General features: G+C 72.8%; 19 protein-coding genes and 1 other RNA gene. 10 read left to right on the top strand and 10 right to left on the bottom strand.

Annotation, left to right across the window (positions count from 1 at the left end):
- Window positions 1-147 precede the first annotated feature (147 nt).
- Together ACLJOU_RS30540 and ACLJOU_RS30535 are read left to right on the top strand one after the other, a co-directional pair.
- A complete protein-coding gene (locus ACLJOU_RS30540; RefSeq protein WP_410572123.1) occupies window positions 148-1,596 on the top strand; it encodes an acyltransferase in 1,449 nt (482 codons plus the stop codon).
- Window positions 1,593-3,200, top strand: coding sequence for an exo-alpha-sialidase (locus ACLJOU_RS30535; RefSeq protein WP_410572121.1), 1,608 nt, complete (start codon window positions 1,593-1,595; stop codon window positions 3,198-3,200). The genes ACLJOU_RS30540 and ACLJOU_RS30535 overlap by 4 nt, the downstream gene beginning before the upstream one ends.
- On the opposite strand, the gene ACLJOU_RS30530 is transcribed toward ACLJOU_RS30535, so the two are convergent.
- The 6 genes from ACLJOU_RS30530 to hutH form a co-directional block, all read right to left on the bottom strand.
- Window positions 3,190-4,341: an FAD-dependent oxidoreductase gene (locus ACLJOU_RS30530; protein ID WP_410572119.1), complete on the bottom strand. Its 1,152-nt coding sequence runs from the start codon at window positions 4,339-4,341 to the stop codon at window positions 3,190-3,192. The genes ACLJOU_RS30535 and ACLJOU_RS30530 overlap by 11 nt on opposite strands.
- A gap of 107 nt (window positions 4,342-4,448) precedes the next feature.
- Window positions 4,449-5,594 (bottom strand): imidazolonepropionase, encoded by a 1,146-nt coding sequence (gene hutI, locus ACLJOU_RS30525; protein ID WP_410572118.1) that lies wholly within the window; start codon window positions 5,592-5,594, stop codon window positions 4,449-4,451.
- Entirely contained in the window at window positions 5,582-6,832 is a 1,251-nt protein-coding gene (locus ACLJOU_RS30520; protein WP_410572116.1) for a formimidoylglutamate deiminase, read from the bottom strand. Before ACLJOU_RS30520 ends, hutI begins: the two co-directional genes overlap by 13 nt.
- Window positions 6,833-6,933: 101 nt before the next feature.
- The gene (locus tag ACLJOU_RS30515; RefSeq protein ID WP_410572114.1) at window positions 6,934-8,130 is read right to left on the bottom strand and encodes an allantoate amidohydrolase; all 1,197 of its coding nucleotides are present in this window, start codon (window positions 8,128-8,130) and stop codon (window positions 6,934-6,936) included.
- Window positions 8,127-9,779 carry a urocanate hydratase gene (hutU, locus tag ACLJOU_RS30510; RefSeq protein WP_410572113.1) on the bottom strand — a complete coding sequence of 551 codons (1,653 nt, stop codon included), beginning with the start codon at window positions 9,777-9,779 and terminating at the stop codon, window positions 8,127-8,129. The genes ACLJOU_RS30515 and hutU overlap by 4 nt, the downstream gene beginning before the upstream one ends.
- A gap of 2 nt (window positions 9,780-9,781) precedes the next feature.
- Window positions 9,782-11,308, bottom strand: a complete 1,527-nt coding sequence (hutH, locus tag ACLJOU_RS30505) for a histidine ammonia-lyase (protein WP_410572111.1) — start codon at window positions 11,306-11,308, stop codon at window positions 9,782-9,784.
- A gap of 194 nt (window positions 11,309-11,502) precedes the next feature.
- Between hutH and ACLJOU_RS30500 the strand changes: the two genes are divergently transcribed.
- The 3 genes from ACLJOU_RS30500 to ACLJOU_RS30490 all read left to right on the top strand — a co-directional run bounded on the left by ACLJOU_RS30500 (window position 11,503) and on the right by ACLJOU_RS30490 (window position 15,001).
- Entirely contained in the window at window positions 11,503-12,285 is a 783-nt protein-coding gene (locus ACLJOU_RS30500; protein WP_410572109.1) for an IclR family transcriptional regulator, read from the top strand.
- A gap of 120 nt (window positions 12,286-12,405) precedes the next feature.
- Window positions 12,406-13,623: an MFS transporter gene (locus tag ACLJOU_RS30495; RefSeq protein ID WP_410572107.1), complete on the top strand. Its 1,218-nt coding sequence runs from the start codon at window positions 12,406-12,408 to the stop codon at window positions 13,621-13,623.
- A 139-nt stretch (window positions 13,624-13,762) separates the two neighbouring features.
- On the top strand, window positions 13,763-15,001 hold the full coding sequence (locus ACLJOU_RS30490) for a diguanylate cyclase (protein WP_410572488.1): 1,239 nt from the start codon (window positions 13,763-13,765) through the stop codon (window positions 14,999-15,001).
- Between the two features lie 4 nt (window positions 15,002-15,005).
- Here ACLJOU_RS30490 and ACLJOU_RS30485 read toward each other — a convergent pair whose 3' ends face one another.
- Window positions 15,006-15,215, bottom strand: a complete 210-nt coding sequence (locus ACLJOU_RS30485) for a hypothetical protein (protein ID WP_143264264.1) — start codon at window positions 15,213-15,215, stop codon at window positions 15,006-15,008.
- A 393-nt stretch (window positions 15,216-15,608) separates the two neighbouring features.
- Window positions 15,609-15,976, bottom strand: a transfer-messenger RNA (tmRNA) gene (ssrA, locus tag ACLJOU_RS30480).
- 153 nt (window positions 15,977-16,129) lie between these two features.
- Between ssrA and ACLJOU_RS30475 the strand changes: the two genes are divergently transcribed.
- From ACLJOU_RS30475 to ACLJOU_RS30455, 5 genes are all read left to right on the top strand, one after another.
- Entirely contained in the window at window positions 16,130-16,804 is a 675-nt protein-coding gene (locus ACLJOU_RS30475; protein ID WP_410572105.1) for a sensor domain-containing protein, read from the top strand.
- Window positions 16,801-17,931 carry a sensor histidine kinase gene (locus tag ACLJOU_RS30470; protein ID WP_410572104.1) on the top strand — a complete coding sequence of 377 codons (1,131 nt, stop codon included), beginning with the start codon at window positions 16,801-16,803 and terminating at the stop codon, window positions 17,929-17,931. The genes ACLJOU_RS30475 and ACLJOU_RS30470 overlap by 4 nt, the downstream gene beginning before the upstream one ends.
- Window positions 17,932-17,970: 39 nt before the next feature.
- Window positions 17,971-18,612 (top strand): response regulator transcription factor, encoded by a 642-nt coding sequence (locus ACLJOU_RS30465; protein WP_191315430.1) that lies wholly within the window; start codon window positions 17,971-17,973, stop codon window positions 18,610-18,612.
- Window positions 18,613-18,730: 118 nt separating this feature from the next.
- Window positions 18,731-18,955, top strand: a complete 225-nt coding sequence (locus tag ACLJOU_RS30460; protein ID WP_410572102.1) for a hypothetical protein — start codon at window positions 18,731-18,733, stop codon at window positions 18,953-18,955.
- Window positions 18,956-19,079: 124 nt separating this feature from the next.
- Complete coding sequence (locus ACLJOU_RS30455; RefSeq protein WP_410572100.1) at window positions 19,080-20,402, top strand: acyltransferase family protein; 1,323 nt, start codon at window positions 19,080-19,082, stop codon at window positions 20,400-20,402.
- On the opposite strand, the gene ACLJOU_RS30450 is transcribed toward ACLJOU_RS30455, so the two are convergent.
- Entirely contained in the window at window positions 20,392-21,291 is a 900-nt protein-coding gene (locus tag ACLJOU_RS30450) for an amidohydrolase family protein (protein ID WP_410572098.1), read from the bottom strand. The two genes, ACLJOU_RS30455 and ACLJOU_RS30450, sit on opposite strands and share 11 nt — an antisense overlap.
- The gene (gene smpB / locus ACLJOU_RS30445; protein WP_003082092.1) at window positions 21,288-21,770 is read right to left on the bottom strand and encodes an SsrA-binding protein SmpB; all 483 of its coding nucleotides are present in this window, start codon (window positions 21,768-21,770) and stop codon (window positions 21,288-21,290) included. Before smpB ends, ACLJOU_RS30450 begins: the two co-directional genes overlap by 4 nt.
- Window positions 21,771-21,809 lie beyond the last annotated feature (39 nt).

The following is a 21,809-nucleotide window of genomic DNA, read 5'->3' as shown; positions in this document are numbered from 1 at the left end:
CTCCGATGCCTGTCGCGTGACGGCTTACTGAACTCTGCATGAACCGGGGTGGGGTGCGCCCCACCGCCGGCACGGGGGTTCAGCCCAGTGCACCCGTCCGCGCCGCCTGGAACCCTCGGGACCGAGCGCCGAGGGGGCATGATGGGCATGAGGGGCAAGGTGGGGTGGGCGGTCGTCGCGACCGCGGCGTCGGCCGTGACGTTCTTCTTCGGCACCGGCCTGGATCCGGTGCCCGAGCTCGCCTGGGTGGCGCCCCTGCCGATCCTGCTGCTCGCGCCGCGCGTTCCCGCGGCCGCGGCGATGGCCTGCGCGTTCCTCGCCCACCTCGCGGGCGGCTCCGGGAGCTGGAGCTACTTCTGGCACTCCCAGTCGGTCCCGCGGCCCGCCGCGCTCGCCATCCTCGGCGGCAGCGCAGTGTTGTTCGCGGTGGCCACCGGGCTGTTCCGGGCGCTGGTCCGCCGCGGGCACGGCCTGCTGGCCGCGCTCGCGGCACCCGGGTTTTGGACTGTGGTCCTCTACGGCGTTTCGCTGCTCAACCCGACCGGCGTGATGGACACCCTGATGACGACGCAGGCCGACCGGCCGTCCGTGCTGCGCCTGGCCACGGTGACCGGCGGCTGGGGGATCGAATACCTCGTGCTGTTCGTCCCGGCGGCCGTCGCCGCCGCGCTCGCCCCGCGGGTGCACGGCCTAGCCCGGGTGGCCGGGCTGGTCACCGTCACCGTCACCGTCACCGCCGCCGTGGGCGGGCTCCTCCTGTGGACCACGCCCCCGCCGACCGGCCCGTCGACCCGGCTCGCGCTGGTCGCACCGGGCCGGAACCACTGGGCGCCCGACGTCACCACACCGGACGGCCAGGCCGTCCTGAAGTCCTATGTGGACCAGATCGGGCGGCTGCCGGACGGCGTCCGGGTCGTGGTGCTGCCCGAAGCCGCCTTCGCGGTGGACCAAACCGGCCGTCCGCTGCTCGTCGAAGCCCTCACGGAGGTCGCCCGCAGGCGGAACGTCGACGTCGTCACCGGCGTCGTCGACACGACCCCGGACGGCCGGTTCAACGCCGCACTGGCGATTCCGCCGTCCGGCCCGCCGGTGGAATACCGCAAGTGGCACAACGGGGATTCGCCGAACCTCACCGCGGGCACCGGGCTCGCGCACGTCGGCGGAGCCGGGCTCATGGTGTGCATGGACGTCAACTTCGCCGACCCCAGCGGCGAGTACGGCCGAGCCGGCACGGGCCTGGTCCTCATCCCGGCGTCCGACGAAGACGCCGACGGCTGGGCCCACAGCCGCACGGCGCTGATCCGCGGCGTCGAAAACGGCTTCTCGGTGGCCTGGAGCGCGGCCCGCGGAACGCCGATGCTCGCCGACGCCCAAGGCCACGTGCGGGCCGAGGCCCGCACCGGCGACAGCCCGTTCACGGTCGTCGTCGCCGACGTCCCGATCGGACCGGGGAAGACGCCGTACGCCCGCTTCGGCGACTGGTTCGCGTGGCTCTGCGGGCTGCTCGCCCTGATCGGAGCAGCCGTGACGCTGTTCGGGCGAACCCCGCGGAAGGCGCCCACGCCGGCGGGTCCCGCCACTACGGTCGGGGCATGACCTTGCGGCAACCCGACAGCCCCGGCGGCAGCACGCGCACCATCCGGGCGACCAAGCCCACCATCGCGTACGGACAGGACACCCAGCACTCGGCGTTCCCGGGCGTGACCCGGTTGCCGGACGGCACGCTGTACGTCGTCCATCGCCAGGGCAGCAACCACTACACCAACCGCGACGGCTTCCTGCGGAGCACGACGAGCACCGACAACGGCCGGACGTGGTCGGCGCCGGCCACCGTCGTCGCCGCGTCCGCGGGTACCGACTACCGCGACCCGTCGGTCTCCCTCAGCCGCACCGGCACCACCCTCTACCTGACCTACTTCAAGGGCACCACGTCGGTGGCCGCCGCGGGCTCGTTCTTCCGCTCCTCGGCCGACAACGGCGTGACGTGGAGCGCCGAGACGCGGATCGACGCGAGCCTGCCCTCGTCGGCGATCACCGCGCCCGTCGTGCAGCTGTCCGACAACACCCTCCTGGCCGCGCACTACTCGAAGAGCTCCGGCGACACCTTCGACTCCGTCTGGCTCGCCCGCTCCACCGACGGCGGCGCCACCTGGACGTCGAGCAGGCTCGTCAACGGCCAGGCCGCCGGGCGCGACTACCAGGAGCCCTACCTCGTGCAGCGCGGCAGCGCGCTGTTCCTGACCTTCCGCTGGGGCAACAACGCCTCGATCGGCGCGGCCCTCTCGACCGACAGCGGCACCACCTGGTCCACCCCCGCCGCCGCGTTCACCGGCAGCGGACGGCCGTCCTCGGTCTGGCAGGCCGACGACACGATCGTCGTCGCCTTCCGGGACGGTTCGGGCCGGTTCGCGATGCGGTCCACCCGCGACCGCGGCGCGAGCTGGCTGCCGCCGTCCATCGTCCAGACACCCCCGAAGGGTGGCCAGTCGACGTACGCGTCACTGCTGGAAACCACGCCGGGGCAGGTCTTCACGGTGCTGGCCGCCGAGGACCCGACGAGCACGGAGTCGCGGCTGGCCTTCGCCTACCTCGGCAGCGGCGCCCAGGTGACGCCGCTGGGGTTCGTCCCCGGCGAGCAGGACGCCGCGCGGTCGGGCTACGACCAGCTCGTGCTCGGCACGACGTTCCAGCAGCCGAACGGCGCCTTGCCCATCCCCTGGTGGACCGGCAACGGCGCGGTGACCGTGGTCGACGGCGTCCTGCGCTCGGCCAGCGCCGACAACGTCGCCGACCACGCGGTGCTCGAGACCTCGAGCCCCGACCACCGCGTGGAGGCCGACTTCGCGTGGTCCGGCCAGGCCGGGTTCGGCCTCTTCCTGCGCTACACCGACGCCGGGAACTACCTGCTGTTCACGGCCGAGACCGGCGGGGTGAACCTCCGGCTCTACAAGGCCATCGGCGGCACGCTGACGCAGCTGGTGCTGGCGACCGGCAAGCCGGTCAACGCCGGTGGCTTCCACACGCTCGCCGCGGCGGTCCGGTCCGGCACGGTGACCGCGGCGGTCAACGGCGAGACGATCATCCACTTCGACCTCGCGTCCGCCGACAACTCCGCGCTCACCGGCACGGCCGCCGGCGTGAAGGTCAACGAGCAGGCCGGCGGCACGAACCAGTGCCGCCGGGTGGTCGTCACGACGTGAGCGGGCGCTGCCCGAGGTACCGGCGCCCGTTCTCGGCCGATTCCCGCACGGCGGCGAACCCGTAGTTCACCATCGCGGTCTCGTAGGCCGCCACGGCTTCGAGCAGGGGTGCCCCGGCCAGCGCGGCCGCCAGGGCCGCACCGTCGCGCAACGCGGTGTTGGCGCCCGCGCCGGCCGCCGGGCTCATCGCGTGGATCGCGTCACCGACCAGCGTCACGCGCGACGGCTCCCACCGCCCGATCGGAACGCTCGTGCGGATCGGCTGCGGGAACGTCGCCGGGACGTCCCACCGCTCGACCATCGCGCGGGCCAGCGGGTGCCAGCCGTCCACCAGGCGGAGCGCGACCTTCCGCAGGTCGTCCGGCGCCATCGCGGCCAGCTCCTCCTCCGGGTGGCCGACGACTTCCCAGCGGGCGCCGACCGAGCAGGTCATGTACGGCCGGTCGTCGCGCAACCGCAGGTCCGGGACCAGCCGCGCGCACACCCGGGCCACCGGTTCGGGGTAGTCGACCGGCGCGAAGCCGACCATCGTCCGGTCCGGTCCGAGCATCATCGAGAACACCGCGAACATCTCCGGCTCGAACAGCGCGCGGGTTTCCGGGGTCAGCGGGATCCGGCCGTAGAGGTGCACGAGCCCGGCGTCGACGACCCGGGCGTGCGGGAGGTACTGCCGCCGCACGGCGGAATTGATGCCGTCGGCCCCGACGAGCAGCTCGCCCCGCGCGGACGTCCCGTCGGCGAAGTACGCGGTCACGCCGTCCGCGTCGGTCTCGTAGCGGGTGAACCGCTTGCCGTAGCGGACTTCCTGGCCGTGGAGCAGGATCTGCCGCACGGTGAAGCGGTTGGTGTTGAGGTGGACACCCGGGTCGGCCAGGCGCGTGCGCAGCCGCAGCCGGTCGTCGTAGACGTTGGTGTGCGGCAGCGCCCGGCCCGCGGTGGCGCGGAAGAGTTCGTGCAGTTCGGGGCGCAGCACCTCGCGCAACGCCGTGTCGCCGTCCCCGCCGATGTGCAGGCGGTAGCCCTGCTTGCGCGCCCCGGCCGATTCGTCGCGTTCGTGGACCAGGCACGGGATTCCCGCGCGGCGCAGGCCGTGCGCGAGGCTCAGGCCACCCAGGCCGGCACCGATGATGATCACGGACACAGCTGTCCCTTCGTCACGGATGAGGAAGGGACGCACAGGTAAGCCTGCGTGAGCTGCCCGGACTAACCCATACCGGACTGTGTCTTCGCGCGTCCTCGCCTTCGACGTTAGCGCACGCGCTCGCCCGCGCGCCACACCGCGCGGGTCAGCGGCACGCCCGGGCGATAAGCCAGGTGCGTCACCGAAGGCGCGTCGAGGACGTGGACGTCGGCCCGCGAACCGGGCCGCAGGACGCCCACGTCCTCGCGGCGCAGCGCCTTCGCGCCGCCCGCCGTCGCGGCCCGGACCGCCTCCTCGATCGTCATGCGCATCTGCAGCACGGCCGTCGCGACGCAGAACGCCATCGACGTCGTGTACGAACTGCCCGGGTTGGCGTTGCTGGCCAAAGCCACCGTCGCGCCCGCGTCGAGCAGCCGCCGGGCCGGCGCGAGTGCCTGCCGGGTCGACAAATCACACGCGGGCAGCAGGGTCGCGACCGTCTCGGACGCCGCGAGCGCTTCGACGTCGGAGTCCGACAGGTACGTGCAGTGGTCGACGCTCGCCGCGCCCAGCTCCACCGCCAGCCGCACGCCGGGGCCTTCGCCCAGCTGGTTGCCGTGGACCCGCAGGCCGAGGCCCCGCTCGGCGGCGGCCTTCAGCACCCGCGCCGACTGGGCCTCGTCGAACGCCCCCGTCTCGCAGAACACGTCCGCCCAGCGCACGCTTCCCGCCACGGCGTCGAGCATTTCCCCGCACACCAGGTCCACATAGGACTCCGCGTCGGCCCCGGGCGGCACCAGGTGCGCCCCGAGGAACGTCACCTCGTCGGCGACCTCCGCGGCGATCCGGGCGCTGCGGGCCTCGTCCGCGACGGTCAGCCCGTAGCCCGTCTTCGTCTCCAGGCAGGTCGTCCCCTGCCGGGCCGCCTCGTCCACGTGCTGCCGCAGGTTCGCGGCCAGCTGCTCGTCGGACGCTTCCCGCGTCGCCTCGACCGTGGTCGCGATTCCGCCCGCGGTGTAGGGCTTCCCGGCCATCCTCGCCTCGAACTCCGCGGTGCGGTCGCCGGCGAAGACCAGGTGCGTGTGGCTGTCGACCCAGCCGGGCAGGACCGCCCGGCCTTCGACGTCGACGCGCTCGTCGGCGTCCGGCGCGCTCGCCGCCGGGCCCACCCACGCCACGCGCGGGCCGTCCAGCACCAGAGCCGCGTCGGACAGGCGGCCCAGCGCCGGGTCGTTGGTGGTGAGCTCGCCGATGCCCGTGATCAGGACTGCCACAGTGCCTCGATCTCCTTCGCCAAGACGGTTTCCGGCCGGTCCACGAGCAGGTGCACGCCGTCGCGCACGACCTCGCGACCGGCGACGACGACGTGCCGGACGTCCGCGCCCGACGCGGCGAACAGGACCCCCGACGGCTCGATCCCGGCCGTCCGCACGGTGTCCAGGGCGACGGTGACGAAGTCCGCGGCCGCCCCCTCGGCGAGCGCGCCGACCTCGCCCCACCCGATCGCCGCGTGGTCCGTGCCCGCCGCGAGGAGTTCCGCGGCGCCGAACCGGCCGCGTTCCTCGCTGGCCAGCCGGTCGTCGAGCTCCAGCGCGCGGGTTTCCTCGAAGGCGTCGACGACGGCGTTGCTGTCGCTGCCGATGCTCAGCCGCACCCCGGCGTCCCGCAGCGCGCGGGCCGGGCCGATGCCGTCGCCGAGGTCGCGTTCGGTGGTCGGGCAGAAGCACGCGCCGACCCGGAACTCGCCGAGCCACCGCACGTCCCGGTCGGTGAGGTGGGTCGCGTGGACCACGGTGAGCCGCTCCGCGAGCACGCCGTTGTCCCACAGCAGCCCGGTCGGGGTGAACCCGGTGGCCGCCTCGCACTGCTCGTTTTCCGCCCGCTGCTCGGACAGATGGATGTGCAGCGGCCGGTCCCCCTGCACACCGTCGTCCACTTCGGACAGCTGGTCCTCCGGCACCGCACGCACGGAATGGATCGCCCCGCCGACCCGGAACAGCTCGCCTTCGTCCAGCTCGGCCACCCGCGAGGCCCACGCCGTGGCCGAGCCGTCGGAGAACCGCCGCTGGACCTCGTCCGGTTCGACGCCGATGCCCCCCGCGAGGTAGCACGTGTCGAGCAGCGTCAGCCGGATTCCGGCGTCGGCCGCGGCCTGCCGCAACGCCTGCCCCATCGCGTTCGGGTCGGCGTACGGCTTCCCGCCGGGTGCGTGGTGCAGGTAGTGGAACTCCCCGACGCTCGTGTACCCGCCGAGCACCATCTCGGCGTACACCCCGCGGGCCAGCCGGTAGTACGCCTCGGGATCGAGCCGGGACGCCAGCGCGTACATCCGCTCGCGCCAGGTCCAGAACGTGCCGCGCGCGTGGTGCGTCCGCCCCCGCAACGCCCGGTGGAAGGCGTGCGAGTGCCCGTTCGCGAAGCCCGGCAGGGTGAGCCCGCCGAGGATCGTGCCCGCGCGCGGCGAACCCGGCGTCACCGCGGTGATCCGGCCGCCGTCGACGTCGATCCGCACGCCGGCCGCGATCCCGTCCGGCAGCCAGGCCTGTTCGCACCAGAAAACCGTCGGTGCCGAGCGATAGGCTGGAAACGGGGGGCGCCCCCGCGGGCCGAAGGTCATCGCGCCAGCCGCTCCAGGACCGTGGCCAGCGCCGACGCACCGGCTTCGACGTCCTCGGCCTCGGCGAACTCCTCGGGCGAGTGGCTGACGCCGGTCGGGTTCCGCACGTAGAGCATGCCCGCCGGGACGAACCCGGCGAGGACGGCGGCGTCGTGCCCGGCGCCGGTGGGCAGCTCCGGCGGGCCGCCGAGCCACCCGCCGAGGTCGCGCCGGAGCGTGTCGTCGAACACGACGTCGTCCGAATAGGACTCCCGCGTCACCTCGACGCGGCACCCCTCCTCCGCCGCCGCGGCTTCGGCGGCTCGCGCGATCTCGGAGACCAGCGCCGGGGTCGCGGTGCCCGGCACGCGCGCGTCGAGCCACAGGTCCACTGTGGACGCGATGACGTTCGTGCCGCCCGGGGTCGGCACCAGGCGGCCCACGGTCGCGCGTGCGTCCGGCACCGCGCGGGCCAGCCGCCGGACGGCGGTGACCGTCGCGGCCGCCGGCAGCATCGGGTCGGCCCGGTCGGCCAGCAGCGTCGCCCCGGCGTGGTTCCCCTGCCCCGCGAAGGAGAACCGCCACCGCCCGTGGGCGATCACCGTGCTGCCCACGGCCACCGGCGAGCCGAGGTCGATCAGCCCCCGGCCCTGCTCGACGTGCAGTTCGAGGAACTTCCCGATCCGCCCGAGCCGGTCCGGGTCGGGCCCGACCCGTGCCGGGTCGAAGCCGGATTTCGCGGCGGCTTCGGCGAACGTGACACCGTCGGCGTCCCGCAGCCCGCGGGCCTTGGCGGCGTCGATCGTGCCGGTGAGCAGCCGCGAGCCGAGGCACGGGACGCCGAACCGGCCGCCCTCCTCCTCGGCGAACACGACGACGGCGACCGGCTTCCCGGGCCGGAACCCGCGCTGCTGCAGGGTTTCCACCGCGGCCAAGGCACTCGCGACGCCGAGCGGGCCGTCGAACGCCCCGCCGCCGGGGACCGAGTCGAGGTGGCTGCCGGTGACGACGGCGTCCGGCCCCGGCGGACCCCACCAGGCCCAGATGTTGCCGTTGTGGTCGGTGTCGACGTCGAGCCCGAGGCCCAGCGCGCGCTCGCCGAACCACGCGCGCAGGTCCTGCTCGGGCGCGTCGAAGGCGTGGCGCGAGTAGCCGCCGCGCTTCGGGTCGCGCCCGACGTCCGCGATCTCGGCCAGCAGTCCCGAGGCGCTCACTCGCCCGCCCGCATCGGCACCCGCACGCCGCGCTCGTCCGCCACGTCGGCCGCGCGGTCGTAACCCGCGTCGACGTGCCGGATCACGCCCATGCCCGGGTCGTTGGTGAGCACCCGTTCGAGCTTCTGCGCGGCCAGCGGCGTCCCGTCCGCGACGCTGACCTGGCCGGCGTGGATGGACCGGCCCATGCCGACACCGCCACCGTGGTGGACGGACACCCAGCTGGCGCCGGAGGACGTGTTGACCAGCGCGTTCAGCAGCGGCCAGTCGGCGATCGCGTCCGAGCCGTCGGCCATGCCCTCGGTCTCGCGGTACGGCGAGGCCACACTGCCGGAGTCGAGGTGGTCACGGCCGATCACCACTGGCGCCTTCAGCTCCCCGCCGGCCACCATCTCGTTGAACCGCAGACCGGCCAGGTGGCGTTCGCCGTAGCCGAGCCAGCAGATCCGCGCGGGCAGCCCCTGGAACGCCACCCGCTCGCCGGCCAGCTTGATCCAGCGCGCGAGGGATTCGTTCTCCGGGAACAACTCCAGCATCGCGCGGTCGGTCGCGGCGATGTCCTCGGGGTCACCCGAGAGCGCCGCCCAGCGGAACGGGCCGTTGCCCTCGCAGAACAGCGGGCGGATGTAGGCGGGCACGAAGCCGGGGAAGTCGAACGCGCGCTCGCAGCCCCCGAGCTTGGCCTCGCCACGCAGGGAGTTGCCGTAGTCGAACACCTCGGCGCCGCGGTCGAGGAAGCCGAGCATGGCCTCGACGTGGTCGGCCATCGACTCGCGCGAGCGGTCGGTGAACTCGTCGGGCTTCTTGGCCGCGTAGTCGTGCCAGTCGTCGACGCTGACGCCCTTGGGCAGGTACGAAAGCGGGTCGTGCGCCGACGTCTGGTCGGTGACGATGTCGACCTCGACGTTCCGCCGCAGCAGCTCCGGCAGCACCTCGGCGGCGTTGCCGACGACACCGACCGACAGCGGCCGCTTCTCCCGCTTGGCCTTGGTGACGCGGGCGATGGCGTCGTCGAGGTCGTCGGCCACCTCGTCGAGGTAGCGGGTTTCGACGCGGCGGTGCGCGCGCTGTGGGTCGCACTCGATGACCAGCGCGACGCCGTCGTTCATGGTCACGGCCAGCGGCTGCGCGCCGCCCATGCCACCCAGCCCGGCGGTGACGGTAAGGGTGCCTTTCAGCGAACCGCCGAACTTCTTCTTCGCGACGGCGGCGAAGGTCTCGTAGGTACCCTGCAGGATGCCCTGGGTGCCGATGTAGATCCACGAACCCGCGGTCATCTGGCCGTACATCGTCAGGCCCTGCTGCTCCAGCCGCCGGAACTCCGGCCAGGTCGCCCAGTCACCGACGAGGTTGGAGTTCGCGATCAGCACGCGCGGCGCCCACTCGTGGGTGCGGAAGACGCCGACCGGCTTGCCCGACTGCACCAGCAGCGTCTCGTCGACGTCCAAAGTGGTCAGTTCACGGGTGATGGCGTCGAAGCTGGCCCAGTTGCGGGCGGCCTTGCCGGTGCCGCCGTAGACGACCAGGTCCTCGGGCCGCTCGGCGACGTCGGGGTCGAGGTTGTTGTGGAACATCCGCAGCGCGGCTTCGGTCTGCCACGACTTGGCGGTGAGCTGGGTACCGCGGGCGGCACGGACGACACGGGACATGCTCAGACCTCCAGACGAGCGGCGTCGAGGACGGCGCCGGAGCGGACGAGTTCTTCGGCGGCCGCGATCTCGGGCGCCAGGTGGCGGTCCGGGCCGGGGCCCGCGACCTTCGTGCGGAGCAGGTCCCGGACGCGGCCGGTGACCGGCGACGGCTCCAGCGGCGCCCGGAAGTCCAGCGCCCGGGCCGCCGTCAGCAGTTCGATGGCCAGGACGGTGGTCAGGCCGTCGACGGCCTTGCGCAGCTTCCGCGCGGCCGACCAGCCCATCGAGACGTGGTCCTCCTGCATGGCGCTGCTCGGGATGGAGTCGACCGACGCCGGCACGGCGAGCCGCTTGAGCTCGCTGACCACGGCGGCCTGGGTGTACTGGGCGATCATGTGGCCGGAGTCGACGCCGGGGTCGTCGGCGAGGAACGGCGGCAGGCCGTGCGAGCGCGCCTTGTCGAGCATCCGGTCGGTGCGGCGCTCGGCGATGCTGGCGACGTCGGCGATCGGGATGGCCAGGAAGTCGAGCACGTAGGCGACGGGCGCGCCGTGGAAGTTGCCGTTGGACTCGACGCGGCCGTCGGCGAGGACGACCGGGTTGTCCACTGCGGACATCAGCTCCCGTTCGCCGACGAGCTCGGCGTGGGCGAGGCTGTCGCGCGCGGCGCCGTGGACCTGCGGGGCGCAGCGCAGCGAGTAGGCGTCCTGGACGCGGTTGCAGTCCGGGCCGCGATGGCTCTCGACGATCTTCGAGCCCTGCAGCGCCTGCCACATCCGGGCCGCGGACTTCGCCTGGCCGGGGTGCGGGCGCAGGGCCTGGAGGTCGGCGGCGAACGCGCGGTCGGTGCCGAGGAGGGCTTCGACGCTCATCGCCGCGGTGAGGTCCGCGATGTCGAACAGCTTGCGCAGGTCGGCGGCGGCGAGCAGGAGCATGCCGAGCATGCCGTCGGTGCCGTTGGTGAGCGCCAGGCCCTCCTTCTCGGCGAGCACGACCGGCTCGAGCCCGGCGTGCTTCAGCGCTTCCCCGGCGTTCATGACTTCGCCGCGGTACGTCACTTCGCCCTCGCCCATGAGCGCGAGCGCGACGGCGGCCAGCGGCGCGAGGTCGCCGGAGCACCCGAGCGAGCCGTACTCGTGGACGATCGGGGTGATGTCGGCGTTGAGCAGGGCCGCAAGCGCTTGCGCGGTCCCCGGCCGGACGCCGGTGTACCCGCTGGCGAGGGTGCGCAGCCGCAGCAGCATCAGCGCGCGGACGACCTCGGGCTCGACGGCGGGCCCGGCCCCGGCGGCGTGCGAGCGGATCAGGCTGCGCTGCAGCGCGGTCCGGCTCTCGACCGGGATGTGACGGGTGGCGAGGGCGCCGAAGCCGGTCGAGACGCCGTAGGTGGGCGTGACGGCGTGGGCGAGGTTCTCGATGTGCTGGCGCGTCGCGGCGAGGTTCTTCTCGGCGGCGTCCGTGAGCCCGACGGGCGCGTACCCGCGGACGACGTCGACGACCTGGGCGGCGGTCAGGGGATCCGGGCCCAGGAGCACTTTTTCCGGCATGGGCTCATTGGACCCCCTCGGAACCGCTGGTGGGATGCCCGACGGAGTGGTTCTGTCTGGGATCCCAGACACAGACTACCCTGGCCCCAAGCGCCCCAATGTGGCCTTCGGTGCGTCTCACGCACCGAAGGCCGCCTTGGGTGCGTCTCACGCACCCAAGGCCGCCTTGGGGCGCTTCGAGCGGGAGGTGGGCGGTGGGCGACAGCAGCGAGGTCCCGGCGCTGCGCCGCGGTCTGGCGGTGCTGCGCCTGCTGGCGACGCGGCCCGGCCCGGTCACCGCGGCGGCCATCGCCCGGGAGGCGGGACTCCCCCGCTCGACCACCTACCACCTGCTCAACGAGCTCGAAGCGGCCGGTTTCGTCGTCCACCTGCCCGCGGAACGCCGCTACGGCCTCGGCATCGCGGCCTTCGAGCTGGGCTCGGCCTACCTCCGCCACGATCCTCTGGAACGGCTGGCCGGGCCGTTGCTGCGCAAGCTCGTCGACCGCGTCGGGCACACCGCCCACCTCGGCGTGCTGCACGGGAACGAGTCGCTGTACCTGATCAAGGAGCGCCCGGTCCGGCCGGAGACGCTGGTGACGGAGGTCGGCGTCCGGCTGCCGGCCCAGCTGACCGCGTCCGGCCGCGCGATCCTGCGGCACCTGCCGGCCCCGCACGTCCGCGCGCTCTTCCCTTCGGCGTCGGCGTTCGTGCTCCGCACCGGCCGCGGCCCGCGCACGCTGGCCGAGCTGCGCCGCACGCTCACGGCGGAACGCCGGCTCGGCTGGTCGGTCGAGGACGGCCACGTCACGGCCGGCTTCGCCTCGGTGGCCTGCCCGGTCTTCGACCACGGCGCCCGCCCGCTGGCCGCGATCAGCGTCACCCTGCGCCACCACTGCTCGGCGGAGCCGTGCCCCGAGACGTGGCCGGATCTCGCCGCGGAAGTGGCGGCGACGGCGGCCGAGCTGACCACCCGCATCGGCGGCCACCCGGCCTGACGGCCGTCGCGGGCCGTCCGGGCGCCGGGGCTGCTGCGAACGGGGCAACTGTCACCGAACGGCTCGATTCCACTCCGGTGGGTGATTACCTTGAGGAACCTGCGGTTTCGAGGGGCGCCGATGGATGACGCACGCGTGAAGAAGGCCGGGTTCGGTGCGGTGCTCGCCGTCGCCGAGTTCCGGGCGATGTGGACCGCCGAGCTGCTGTCCGTCTGCGGCGACCAGCTCGCCCGGGTGGCGCTCGCCGTGCTCGTCTTCCAGCGGACGTCTTCGGCCGCGCTGACCGGCCTGACCTACGCGCTGACGTACGTGCCGTCCCTGCTCGGCGGCATCCTGCTGGCCGGCGCGGGCGACCGGTGGCCGCGGCGGGACGTGATGGTCGCGACCGACCTGGCGCGGGCCGCGCTCGTCGCGGTCATCGCGATCCCCGGCGTCCCGCTGTGGGTGCTGTGCGTGCTGGTCGCGGTGATGACGACCCTCGGCGGCCCCTTCAAGGCGGCGCAGCAGGCGCTGCTGCCGACGGTGCTGGACGGTGAGCGGTACCTCGTCGGGATGGCCCTGCGCAACGTGACGATCCAGGGCGCGCAGCTGGCCGGGTTCGCCGGCGGCGGGGCGCTGATCGCCGCGTTCACCCCGTCCGCGGCACTGGCACTGGACGCGGCCACGTTCGTGCTGTCGGCGCTGTTCCTGGTCACCGGCGTCCGGCGGCGAGCGGCGATCGCGCAGGCGGTCCGGCCCGCGTGGCTGGCCACGACCGGCGCGGGGTTCCGGCTGATCTGGCGCGACCCGGCCCTGCGGACGCTGGTCGCGCTCAACTGGCTGGCCGGGTTCTACGTCGTGCCGGAGGCGCTGGCCGCGCCGTACGCGGCGGGGATCGGCGCGGGCGCGACGCTGGTGGGACTGCTCATGGCGGCGGACCCGGCGGGCAGCGTGCTCGGCGGCGTCGTGTTCGGCAAGTGGATCCCGGAGCGGGTGCAGCTGCGCGTGCTCGGCTGGCTCGGGATCGCGGCGGGGCTGCCGCTGGTGGTGTTCGTCTGCCGGCCGGGCCTGGTGCCGTCGGTGGTGCTGCTGGCCGGGTCGGGCCTGCTGGCGACGGGCTACAACATCACCGGCACGGTGTCGTTCATGCGGCGGGTGCCGGACGAGCACCGCGCGCAGTGCGCCGGGGTGAACTCGGCGGGCCTGATCACGGTGCAGGGGGTCGGCGCGGCCGCGGCGGGCGCACTGGCCGACGTGCTGGGCCCGGCGCACACCATCGCCGCGGCCGGGGCGGCGGGTGCCGCGGTGGCCGTGCCGATCGCGAGGGCGTGGCGCCGGGTCGGGGTGGAGGATCGATGACCTCAGTTGTCGCGTCCGCACATGGTGCGCCTCCCTTCGCGACCTCGGGCCGGACCGGCTCCGTCACCGGCCGGACACCATGAGTATGCGGACCGGAGGCGGGATTCCGCGCACCGGGCTGCGTATTCGTGACGTCCTCGTGGCACCGCGGCGCTGGGTGCTGTGGCGCCAGGGCCCGCGGGTGGTCGCCTACTGCCTGGTCAGCGAGGTGGTGGCGGTGGTGCTGACACTGCGCCCGTCCCCGATCGCGGTGGACCGCCGGACGCTGGCGATCCTCGCGGTGCTGCTGGTCCTCGGGGTGGCGCAGTCGGAGACGGGCCGGCGCGTGGAGCGCATCCGCCGTCGCGTGTCGGGGACGCCGCACATCAACATGACGTCGGTCTGGACGTTCGCCGGGGTGCTGCTGCTGCCCCCGCTCCTGCTGGCGGTGCTGGTCGGCGGCCTGTACGCGCACCTGGCGGTCCGCAGCTGGTACCGCCTGCAGCGGGTGCCGGTGTCCCGCACGGTCAGCAACGCGGCGATCATCGTGCTGTCGTGTTACGCGGCCCAGTCGGTGCTGCGGGTCGCGGGTTTCTCCGACGTCCGCTCGACGATGACCCACGGCTGGGCCGGGACGTTCGCGATCGCGGCCGCGGGAGTGACGTTCTTCGCGGTGAACGCCCTGTTGGTGCTTCCGGCGCGGCGCGAAGTCGGCCGGACACCGGAGGCCCTGTTCGGTACGTGGGCGGACAACGGCCTCGAAGTTGCGACGCTTTGCCTGGGTGCGCTGAACGCGCTGGCCATGGCGACGTTGCCGGGTCTGGTGGTGCTGGTGTTCCCGCCGTTGCTGTTGCTGCACCGCACGGTGCTGGTGAAGCAGCTGGAGGTGGCGGCTCACCGGGACGAGAAGACGGGGCTGTACAACACGAGCGGGTGGCACGCGCTGGCGAAGCGAACGCTGGCGGCGGCGGCTCGCCAGCGGACGACGTTCGGGCTGCTGATGCTGGACTTGGACCACTTCAAGCAGGTCAACGACACGTACGGCCACTTGGCGGGCGACGCGGTCCTGAAGGCGGTGGCGCAGTCGATCATCTCGGCGGTCCGCGGCCGGGGGGACGCGGTCGGCCGGTTCGGGGGTGAAGAGTTCGTGGTGCTGCTGCCGGGGATCACCGAGCCGGACATCGGTCCGGTGGCGGAGCGCATCCGGCGGGCGATCAGCGCGCTGAAGGTTCCGGCGGGCCAGTTGTCGATCACGGGCCTGACGGTCTCGATCGGCATCGCGGTCTACCCGTCAGCAGGCGCTTCGCTACAGCGCCTGCTGGACGCCGCGGACACGGCGCTCTACCACGCGAAGGCGACGGGCCGGAACAAGGTGGTCCACGTCGCAGACCTGGTGTGAGGGGTCAGGCGGTCCGCTGCCGCCGCCCGGCGTCGAGCCCGAGCATGGCCAGCAGTTCGGCGCAGTCGTGGACATCGGAGGAGTGACCGGCCACGGTGAGGACGGCACGATCGTTCTGTTCGCCGAGGCGTACCGCCTCTTCAGCCCGGATAACGCCCATCCGGCTGTCTTCGTCATTGGCAAGGGAACTGCCACTACGCCGGGCCCAGGTCATCTGGCCACCTACTTCCGACTCCACGGGTGCGGAGCCATGGTCGGACCCCAAGCATGACACTAACGAGAATTTCACTCACAAGTGGCCCCCACCACAAGCAGCAACCATCCGCCCCGAATCCGATCACCCCAGGTGAGCGCCCACAACCACCCAAGGCCGGCAACCCCGGCGGACGACCAGCCACCCGCCGTCTGGCCCACCACCCAAGGCAACACCCGGAGGTCAAGAGGAGACGAAGCCAGACCCGTCTGGCTCACCACCCAACGCAACCACCCGGGGGGTCCAGGGGGGCGAAGCCCCCTTGGCGGGGGCTTGGGGGTCCGACCCCCAAAGAACACGACAAAACGAAGGGAAGGCCCAGCCCCGAAGGGGCGTGGGCCTTCCCGCGAAGTGCCGTGGAGGTGCCGGGAATTGAACCCGGGTCCTCTGGCGTATCGACAGGACTTCTCCGTGCGCAGTCCGCTACGTCTCTGCTTGGCTCCCTCAGTCACGCGAACAAGCTGAGGTGACGAGCCCAGCCACTGTTTGCTTCACGACTGTTCCCCGTGGCCGGGACAGCCGCTGAGCCTCCTAGCTGATGCCGGTACCCGGGCCGGAGGCGAACCCGGGCCGACAGAGTCGCACTCGCTCAGGCGGCGAGGGCGAACTCGCGCTGACTGGAGTCGGCGCTTATTGGTTTGCGATGACGCTTACGGTGGTCTCTCGCCTGCACCGGCACGCTTCTCCTGACTCAACGTCCAAAGTCGAAACCGTTCACCCCCTTGTCGGGACACAACCTGTTCATCATAACGCCCGGCGCCACCGGTTTGGTCCGGGTGGGGTGGGGTCAGCCCTACCGCGGGGATGCCCGCTCGCACCATGTCGCCGGGGGCGGCGGACCGGCGATGCTGGGGGCCGTGGGAAGGAGCGCGGTCATGGTGCGCGAGAGGCGGGATCCGCCGTTCGGTGGTTCGGTGGTGTTCTTGCTGATGAACCTGCCGCTGGGGGCGGTGGCGTTCGGGTTGCTGACGGCGTTCACGGCGGCCGGGGTGGGGACGGCGGTGGTGTGGGTCGGGGTCGGGCTGCTCGCCGTGCTCGTGCTCGCCGTGCGGGGGGCGGCGCGGGTGGAGCGGGCGCGGGTCTACGCGCTGCTGGACCGGTACATCGATCTGCCCTACCTGCCGCTGCCCGCCGGCAAGCAGGTGGTGCGGTGGAAGGCGCGGCTGAAGGATCCGTCGAGCTGGCGGGACTTCGCGTACTTCGCTCTGCTGTTCCCGGTGGGCCTGGTCGAGTTCGTGCTCGTGACGACGTTCTGGGCGACGAGCCTGGCGCTGGTGGCCCTGCCGGTGTACTTCCGGTGGCTGCCGGGCGGCGAGTACCGGTTCCCGAACTCGGAGGTGCCGTGGCTGACCGTGGGCTCCACGGTGGAGGCGCTACCGTGGGCGGCACTGGGGGTGTTGTTCGTCGCGTTGTCGGTGGCGCTGACCAAGGCGCTGGCCGGGACGCACGCCCGGCTGGCGGAAGGGCTGCTGGGGCCGACGGTCGCGCAGCGCCGCCGGATGGAGCGCTGGTGGGAAGACGCGGAAAAGAAGAATCTGGTGGCGGGATGACCGAGGTGCAACAGCTGGACCACCCGCGGCCGCACCCGGCTCGCACGATCCTCTACATGATCGCCAGCTTCGTCTTCCGGCTCCTGCAGTTCGTGCTGGTCGTGGTCGGTATCGGGGTGGGCGTGTCGACGGCGGTGATCTGGATCGGGTTCCCGATCCTGCTGGCGACGACGAGCTTCGTCCGCTGGTCCGGTGACCGCGAGCGCGGCTGGGCGGGCCGGATGCTGAGCGTGCCGCTGCCGCCGGTGGAGCGCCGGTCGGTCGAGGGGCAGACGCTGCTGCGGCGGTGGGTCACCCGGCTGAGTGACCCGACGACGTGGCGTGACCTGGCCTACCTGATGGCGGCGTTCCCGCTGGCGTGCGCGGAGGTCGCGATCGCGCTGGCGTCGATCGTGCTGCTGCCGATGGCGATCTGGGTGACGCCGTGGCTGGGCTGGCTGCACGGCGAGCTGGCGCTGGCGCTGCTGGGGCCGGACCGCACGAAGCGGCTGGAGCAGAAGGCCGAGCGGCTGCAGGCGTCGCGGGCCCGCGGTGTCGACGCCGCCGAAGCCGAACGCCGCCGGATCGAGCGTGACCTGCACGACGGCGCGCAGCAGCGGCTGGTGGCCGTCGCGATGAGCCTGGGGCGCGCGAAGTCGAAGTTCGACCAGGACCCGCAGGCGGTCCGCGAACTGATCGACGAGGCGCACTCGGACGCGAAGCTCGCCGTGTCGGAGCTGCGGGACCTGGCCCGCGGCATCTACCCGGCCGTCCTCGGCGACCGGGGGCTGGACGCGGCGTTGTCGGCGCAGGCGGCGAAGTCGCCGATCCCGGTGGACGTCTCGGTGGACGTCGAGCCGCGGCCGCCCGCCGCGGTGGAGACGACGGCGTACTTCATCGTCGGCGAGACGCTGACGAACATCGCGAAGCACTCCGGCGCGACCGAAGCCGAGGTGAAGGTGTGGCGGACCGACGACCACGTCGTCGTCGAGATCACCGACAACGGCCACGGCGGCGCGGAGGTGCGTCCCGGCGGCGGGCTGGCCGGCCTGGCCGACCGCGCGGCGACGATCGACGGCGTCATCACCGTGGTCAGCCCGGTGGGCGGGCCGACCGTGATCCGGGCGGACCTGCCCTGCCAGTGGTGAATAGGCTGGACCCCGTTCATCCACGGACTTGGGGGCCGGATGCGGGTAGTCATCGCCGAGGACGCCGTGCTGCTGCGGGCCGGGGTGACCCGCCTGCTCGCCGACGAGGGCATCGAGACGGCCGCGGCCGTCGACAACGGGGACGACCTGCTCGGCGCGGTCAAGGAACACCGTCCCGACCTGGCGATCGTCGACGTCCGGATGCCGCCGACCTTCACCGACGAGGGCCTGCGCGCGGCACTGGCGGCGCGTAAGGAGATCCCGGGGCTCCCGGTGCTGGTGCTCTCGCAGTACGTCGAGGAGTCCTACGCCGTGGAGCTGCTCTCGGGCGGCGCCGGCGGAGTCGGCTACCTGCTGAAGGAGCGCGTGGCGGACGTCGCGGACTTCCTGGACGCGGTCCGCCGCGTGGCGGGCGGTGGCACGGCGATCGACCCGGACGTGATCGCCCAGCTGATGGCCCGCGGCCGCCGCAACCCCCTGGACGCGCTGACGGCCCGCGAATCCGAGGTCCTGGGCCTGATGGCGCAGGGCCTGTCCAACACGGCGATCGCGAACTCGCTGGTCGTTTCGCACGGCGCCGTGGAGAAGCACATCGGCAACATCTTCTCGAAACTCGGCCTCGAGGCGAGCGCGGAGGAACACCGCCGCGTCCGTGCGGTGCTGACGTACCTGGGCCGCTGAGCGACGGACGGTGACCGGATGTCCCGTAAGGTGGACAACGGGTCACCCGTTCCGCGGGCGGCACCGCTGTGAGCGCTCACCTACCATGAGCGGACCCGCCGGCGAGAGGAGCGCGCAGATGTCCGACGAGATCCGCTGCGTCCGCTTCTTCGGCGGCCCGCTCGACGGCCGCGTCCAGGAGCTCGGCGACGCCGAGCCCATCCCCGGGACCGTCATCCGGCACATCCACCTGCACGGCGGCCCGAAGATCGAGACCCGCTACGAACTCGGCCTGACCGGGACCGGCTGGGAGTACCGGGTCGCGGCGGCGCAGCACGAACCCGAGCCGGACGGCTCGAGGTAGGGACAACCCCCCGATCCGCCGGGGAGGTAGGGGTAACCCCCGTATCCCGCGGGGGTGAACAGGACCCCGGAAAGACCGGTCAGCACCGCTGTTTCCCCAGGCCGCACCGGCCAGGCTGAACGGCATGCAGACAAGCCAGGGGGTCGCGAGCGGCGGCCGGGACCGGTTCCTCGACGTCGTCCGGGCGGGGGCCATCCTCGCCGTCATCGCCCAGCACTGGACCATGCCGGTGCTCTCCTACTCCGACGGCCACCTCACCACCGGCAACGCCCTGGCCACGCCGGGCTGGTGGGTCGTCACCTGGTTGTCGCAAGTGATGCCCCTGGTCTTCTTCGCCGGCGGCGCGGCGAACCTGATTTCCTTCCGCCGCGCGGCATCCCCGCGGCAGTGGCTCGCCGCGCGCATCAAGCGGCTGATGGTGCCGGTGCTGCCCTTGCTGGCGGTCTGGCTGATCGTGCCGGACTTCCTGCGCGGCCTGGGCGTGCCACCGCAGCCGGTGCAGGTCGCCAGTGCGATCGCCGCGCAGCTGCTGTGGTTCCTTGCGGTGTACGTGCTCGTCGTGCTCGTCACGCCGCTCATGGTCGCCGCGCACCGGCGCTGGGGCCTGAAGGTGCCGCTCGTCATGGGCGCCGCCGGTGTCCTCGTCGACGTCGCCCGCTTCAACGACTTCGGCTACCTCGGTTACGCCAACGCGATCTTCGTCTGGGTCGCCGTGCACCAGCTGGGCTTCCACTACGTCGAAGGCCGGCTCGGGGCGCTGACCCGCCGCGGCGCGCTGACGCTGTCGGCGGCCGGGTTCGGCGTCACCGCGCTGCTGGTCGCGTTCGGACCGTACCCGGCCAGCATGATCGGCATGCCGGGCGCGCCGGTGTCGAACATGAGCCCGCCGACCGTGCTGCTCGCCTTCCTCGCCGTCGGCCAGATCGGCCTGCTGCTCGCCTTCCGCCCGCAGCTCAACGCCTTCGCGGCGCGCCCGGGCATCGGCGACGCGCTCGGCTGGCTCGGCGCGCGGTTCATGAGCGTCTACCTCTGGCACATGCCGGCGCTGGTCGTCGTGGCGGGCGTGGCGGTCTACGGCCTCGGTTACGAGACCCCGGCGCCGGGCACGGTGTTCTGGCTGGTCATGGCGCCCGCGTGGTTCGCGGCGTGCGGGATGGTGCTGCTCGGCCTGCTGCGGCTGTTCGCCCACTTCGAGCTGCAGCGCGACACGAGCGCCCGCACCGCCAGGACGCCGCAGCTGGTCGCGGCCGGGCTCATGGTCTCCGGTGGCCTGCTCGGCCTGGCGGCGCACGGGTTCGCCCCGCTCTCGGACGGCATCGCGCACGGCCCGGTGCCGTGGGTGCTCCTGGCCACCGCCGGCTTCCTCCTGGCGGGCAAGCAGCTCCCGGTGATCGACCTGCTGGGCCGCGCGGTCGACGTGAGCGAGCGAGCCGCCCTCAAGCGTTGAGCAGCCGCAAGGGTGTGTCGTGCAGGACCGCCCGCAGGAACGGCTCCCCCAGGCGATCGTCGGCTGCCGCCCAGCCGGCGATCGCCTGCAGCTGCGTCACGTACGGGTACGGGATGTTCGGGAAATCCGTGCCGAGCACGACCCGGTCGGCGTACCCGGCCAGCCGCGCGGCCCAGTCCGGCGGCAACGGCGACATCGCCTCGGCGAACGGCACGCCCACCATCGTCGTGTCCAGGTGCACCCGCGGGTACTTCGCCATCAGGTCGAACGCCGCCCCGAACTCCGGCATCGCCGCGTGCGCGAGCACCGCCGTCAGCTTCGGGTGCCGCGCGAGGACCTCGCCGAAGACCGACAACCCGGTGAAGTCGCCCCGCAACGGACCGTGTCCACAGTGGACGACGACCGGGACGCCCGCGTCGGCCAGCGCGCCCCACACCGGGGTCAGCTGCGGGTCCCGCGGGTCGTACGCGCCCACCTGCACGTGTGCTTTGAACACCCGGGCGCCGGCGCGCAGCGCACCGTCCACAGCGGACCCGGCGCCGGGCTCGGGGTAGAACGTCCCGGTCGGTACCGCGTCCGGGACCCGCGCGGCGAAGTCGAGCGCCCAGGAAGTCAGCCACTCCGCCATCCCCGGCTTGTGCGGGTAGACCAGCGGCGCGAAGCGCGTGACACCGAGCGAACGCAGCGTCGCCAGCCGCTCCTCTTCGGACGTCCGGTAGAACACCGGCCACTCGGTGCCGTAGTGCGTCGAGGCCGCGTCGAAGTACGCCCACACCTTGTCCATCACCGGCTTCGGCAGGAAGTGGACGTGCAGGTCGACCAGGCCGGGCAGGCCCAGCGACGCCGTCCACCGCGCGACGTCGGCGTCCGAGGCGGGGCCGGGCGTCACTCCGTGAACCGGCCCTTCAGCGCGCGGCCCATGGCCTTCCTGATGTCCCGGTCCGCGTCGCGCTTGGCGAGCGCCTGCCGCTTGTCGTAGGCCTTCTTGCCCTGGGCCAGCGCGATCTCGACCTTGACCTTGCCGTCCTTGAAGTACATCGACAGCGGGACCAGGGAGAGCCCGCTCTCCTTGGTCTTGCCGATCAGCTTCTCGATCTCGCGCCGGTGCAGCAGCAGCTTCCGGGTGCGCCGGGGCATGTGGTTGGTCCACGTGCCCTGCGTGTACTCCGGGATGTGCACGTTGCGCAGCCACACTTCGCCGTCGTCGACCGTCGCGAACGCGTCCGCCAGCGATGCCTTGCCCTCGCGCAGGCTCTTGACCTCGGTGCCGACGAGCACGAGACCGCACTCGTAGGTGTCGAGGATGGAGTAGTCGTGCCGCGCCTTGCGGTTCGACACGATCACCTTCTGGCCACGTTCCTTGGGCATACGACCACTCTACGTGATTCCGATGGTGACAAGCAGCGG

It is taken from the genome of Amycolatopsis sp. cmx-4-61, from assembly GCF_046548775.1.
Lineage (GTDB): Bacteria > Actinomycetota > Actinomycetes > Mycobacteriales > Pseudonocardiaceae > Amycolatopsis.
This window is presented reverse-complemented; position numbering and strand designations above follow the sequence as displayed.

Excerpts from the sequence above, each read along its gene's own strand:
- ACLJOU_RS30470 (WP_410572104.1), top strand. The coding sequence starts at position 16,801 with ATGACCGAGGTGCAACAGCTGGACCACCCGCGGCCGCACCCGGCTCGC.
- ACLJOU_RS30455 (WP_410572100.1), top strand. The coding sequence starts at position 19,080 with ATGCAGACAAGCCAGGGGGTCGCGAGCGGCGGCCGGGACCGGTTCCTC.
- ACLJOU_RS30465 (WP_191315430.1), top strand. The coding sequence starts at position 17,971 with ATGCGGGTAGTCATCGCCGAGGACGCCGTGCTGCTGCGGGCCGGGGTG.
- ACLJOU_RS30475 (WP_410572105.1), top strand. The coding sequence starts at position 16,130 with ATGGTGCGCGAGAGGCGGGATCCGCCGTTCGGTGGTTCGGTGGTGTTC.
- ACLJOU_RS30460 (WP_410572102.1), top strand. The coding sequence starts at position 18,731 with ATGTCCGACGAGATCCGCTGCGTCCGCTTCTTCGGCGGCCCGCTCGAC.
- ACLJOU_RS30535 (WP_410572121.1), top strand. The coding sequence starts at position 1,593 with ATGACCTTGCGGCAACCCGACAGCCCCGGCGGCAGCACGCGCACCATC.
- hutU (WP_410572113.1), bottom strand. The coding sequence starts at position 9,779 with ATGTCCCGTGTCGTCCGTGCCGCCCGCGGTACCCAGCTCACCGCCAAG.
- hutH (WP_410572111.1), bottom strand. The coding sequence starts at position 11,308 with ATGCCGGAAAAAGTGCTCCTGGGCCCGGATCCCCTGACCGCCGCCCAG.
- ACLJOU_RS30495 (WP_410572107.1), top strand. The coding sequence starts at position 12,406 with ATGGATGACGCACGCGTGAAGAAGGCCGGGTTCGGTGCGGTGCTCGCC.
- smpB (WP_003082092.1), bottom strand. The coding sequence starts at position 21,770 with ATGCCCAAGGAACGTGGCCAGAAGGTGATCGTGTCGAACCGCAAGGCG.
- ACLJOU_RS30540 (WP_410572123.1), top strand. The coding sequence starts at position 148 with ATGAGGGGCAAGGTGGGGTGGGCGGTCGTCGCGACCGCGGCGTCGGCC.
- ACLJOU_RS30485 (WP_143264264.1), bottom strand. The coding sequence starts at position 15,215 with ATGACCTGGGCCCGGCGTAGTGGCAGTTCCCTTGCCAATGACGAAGAC.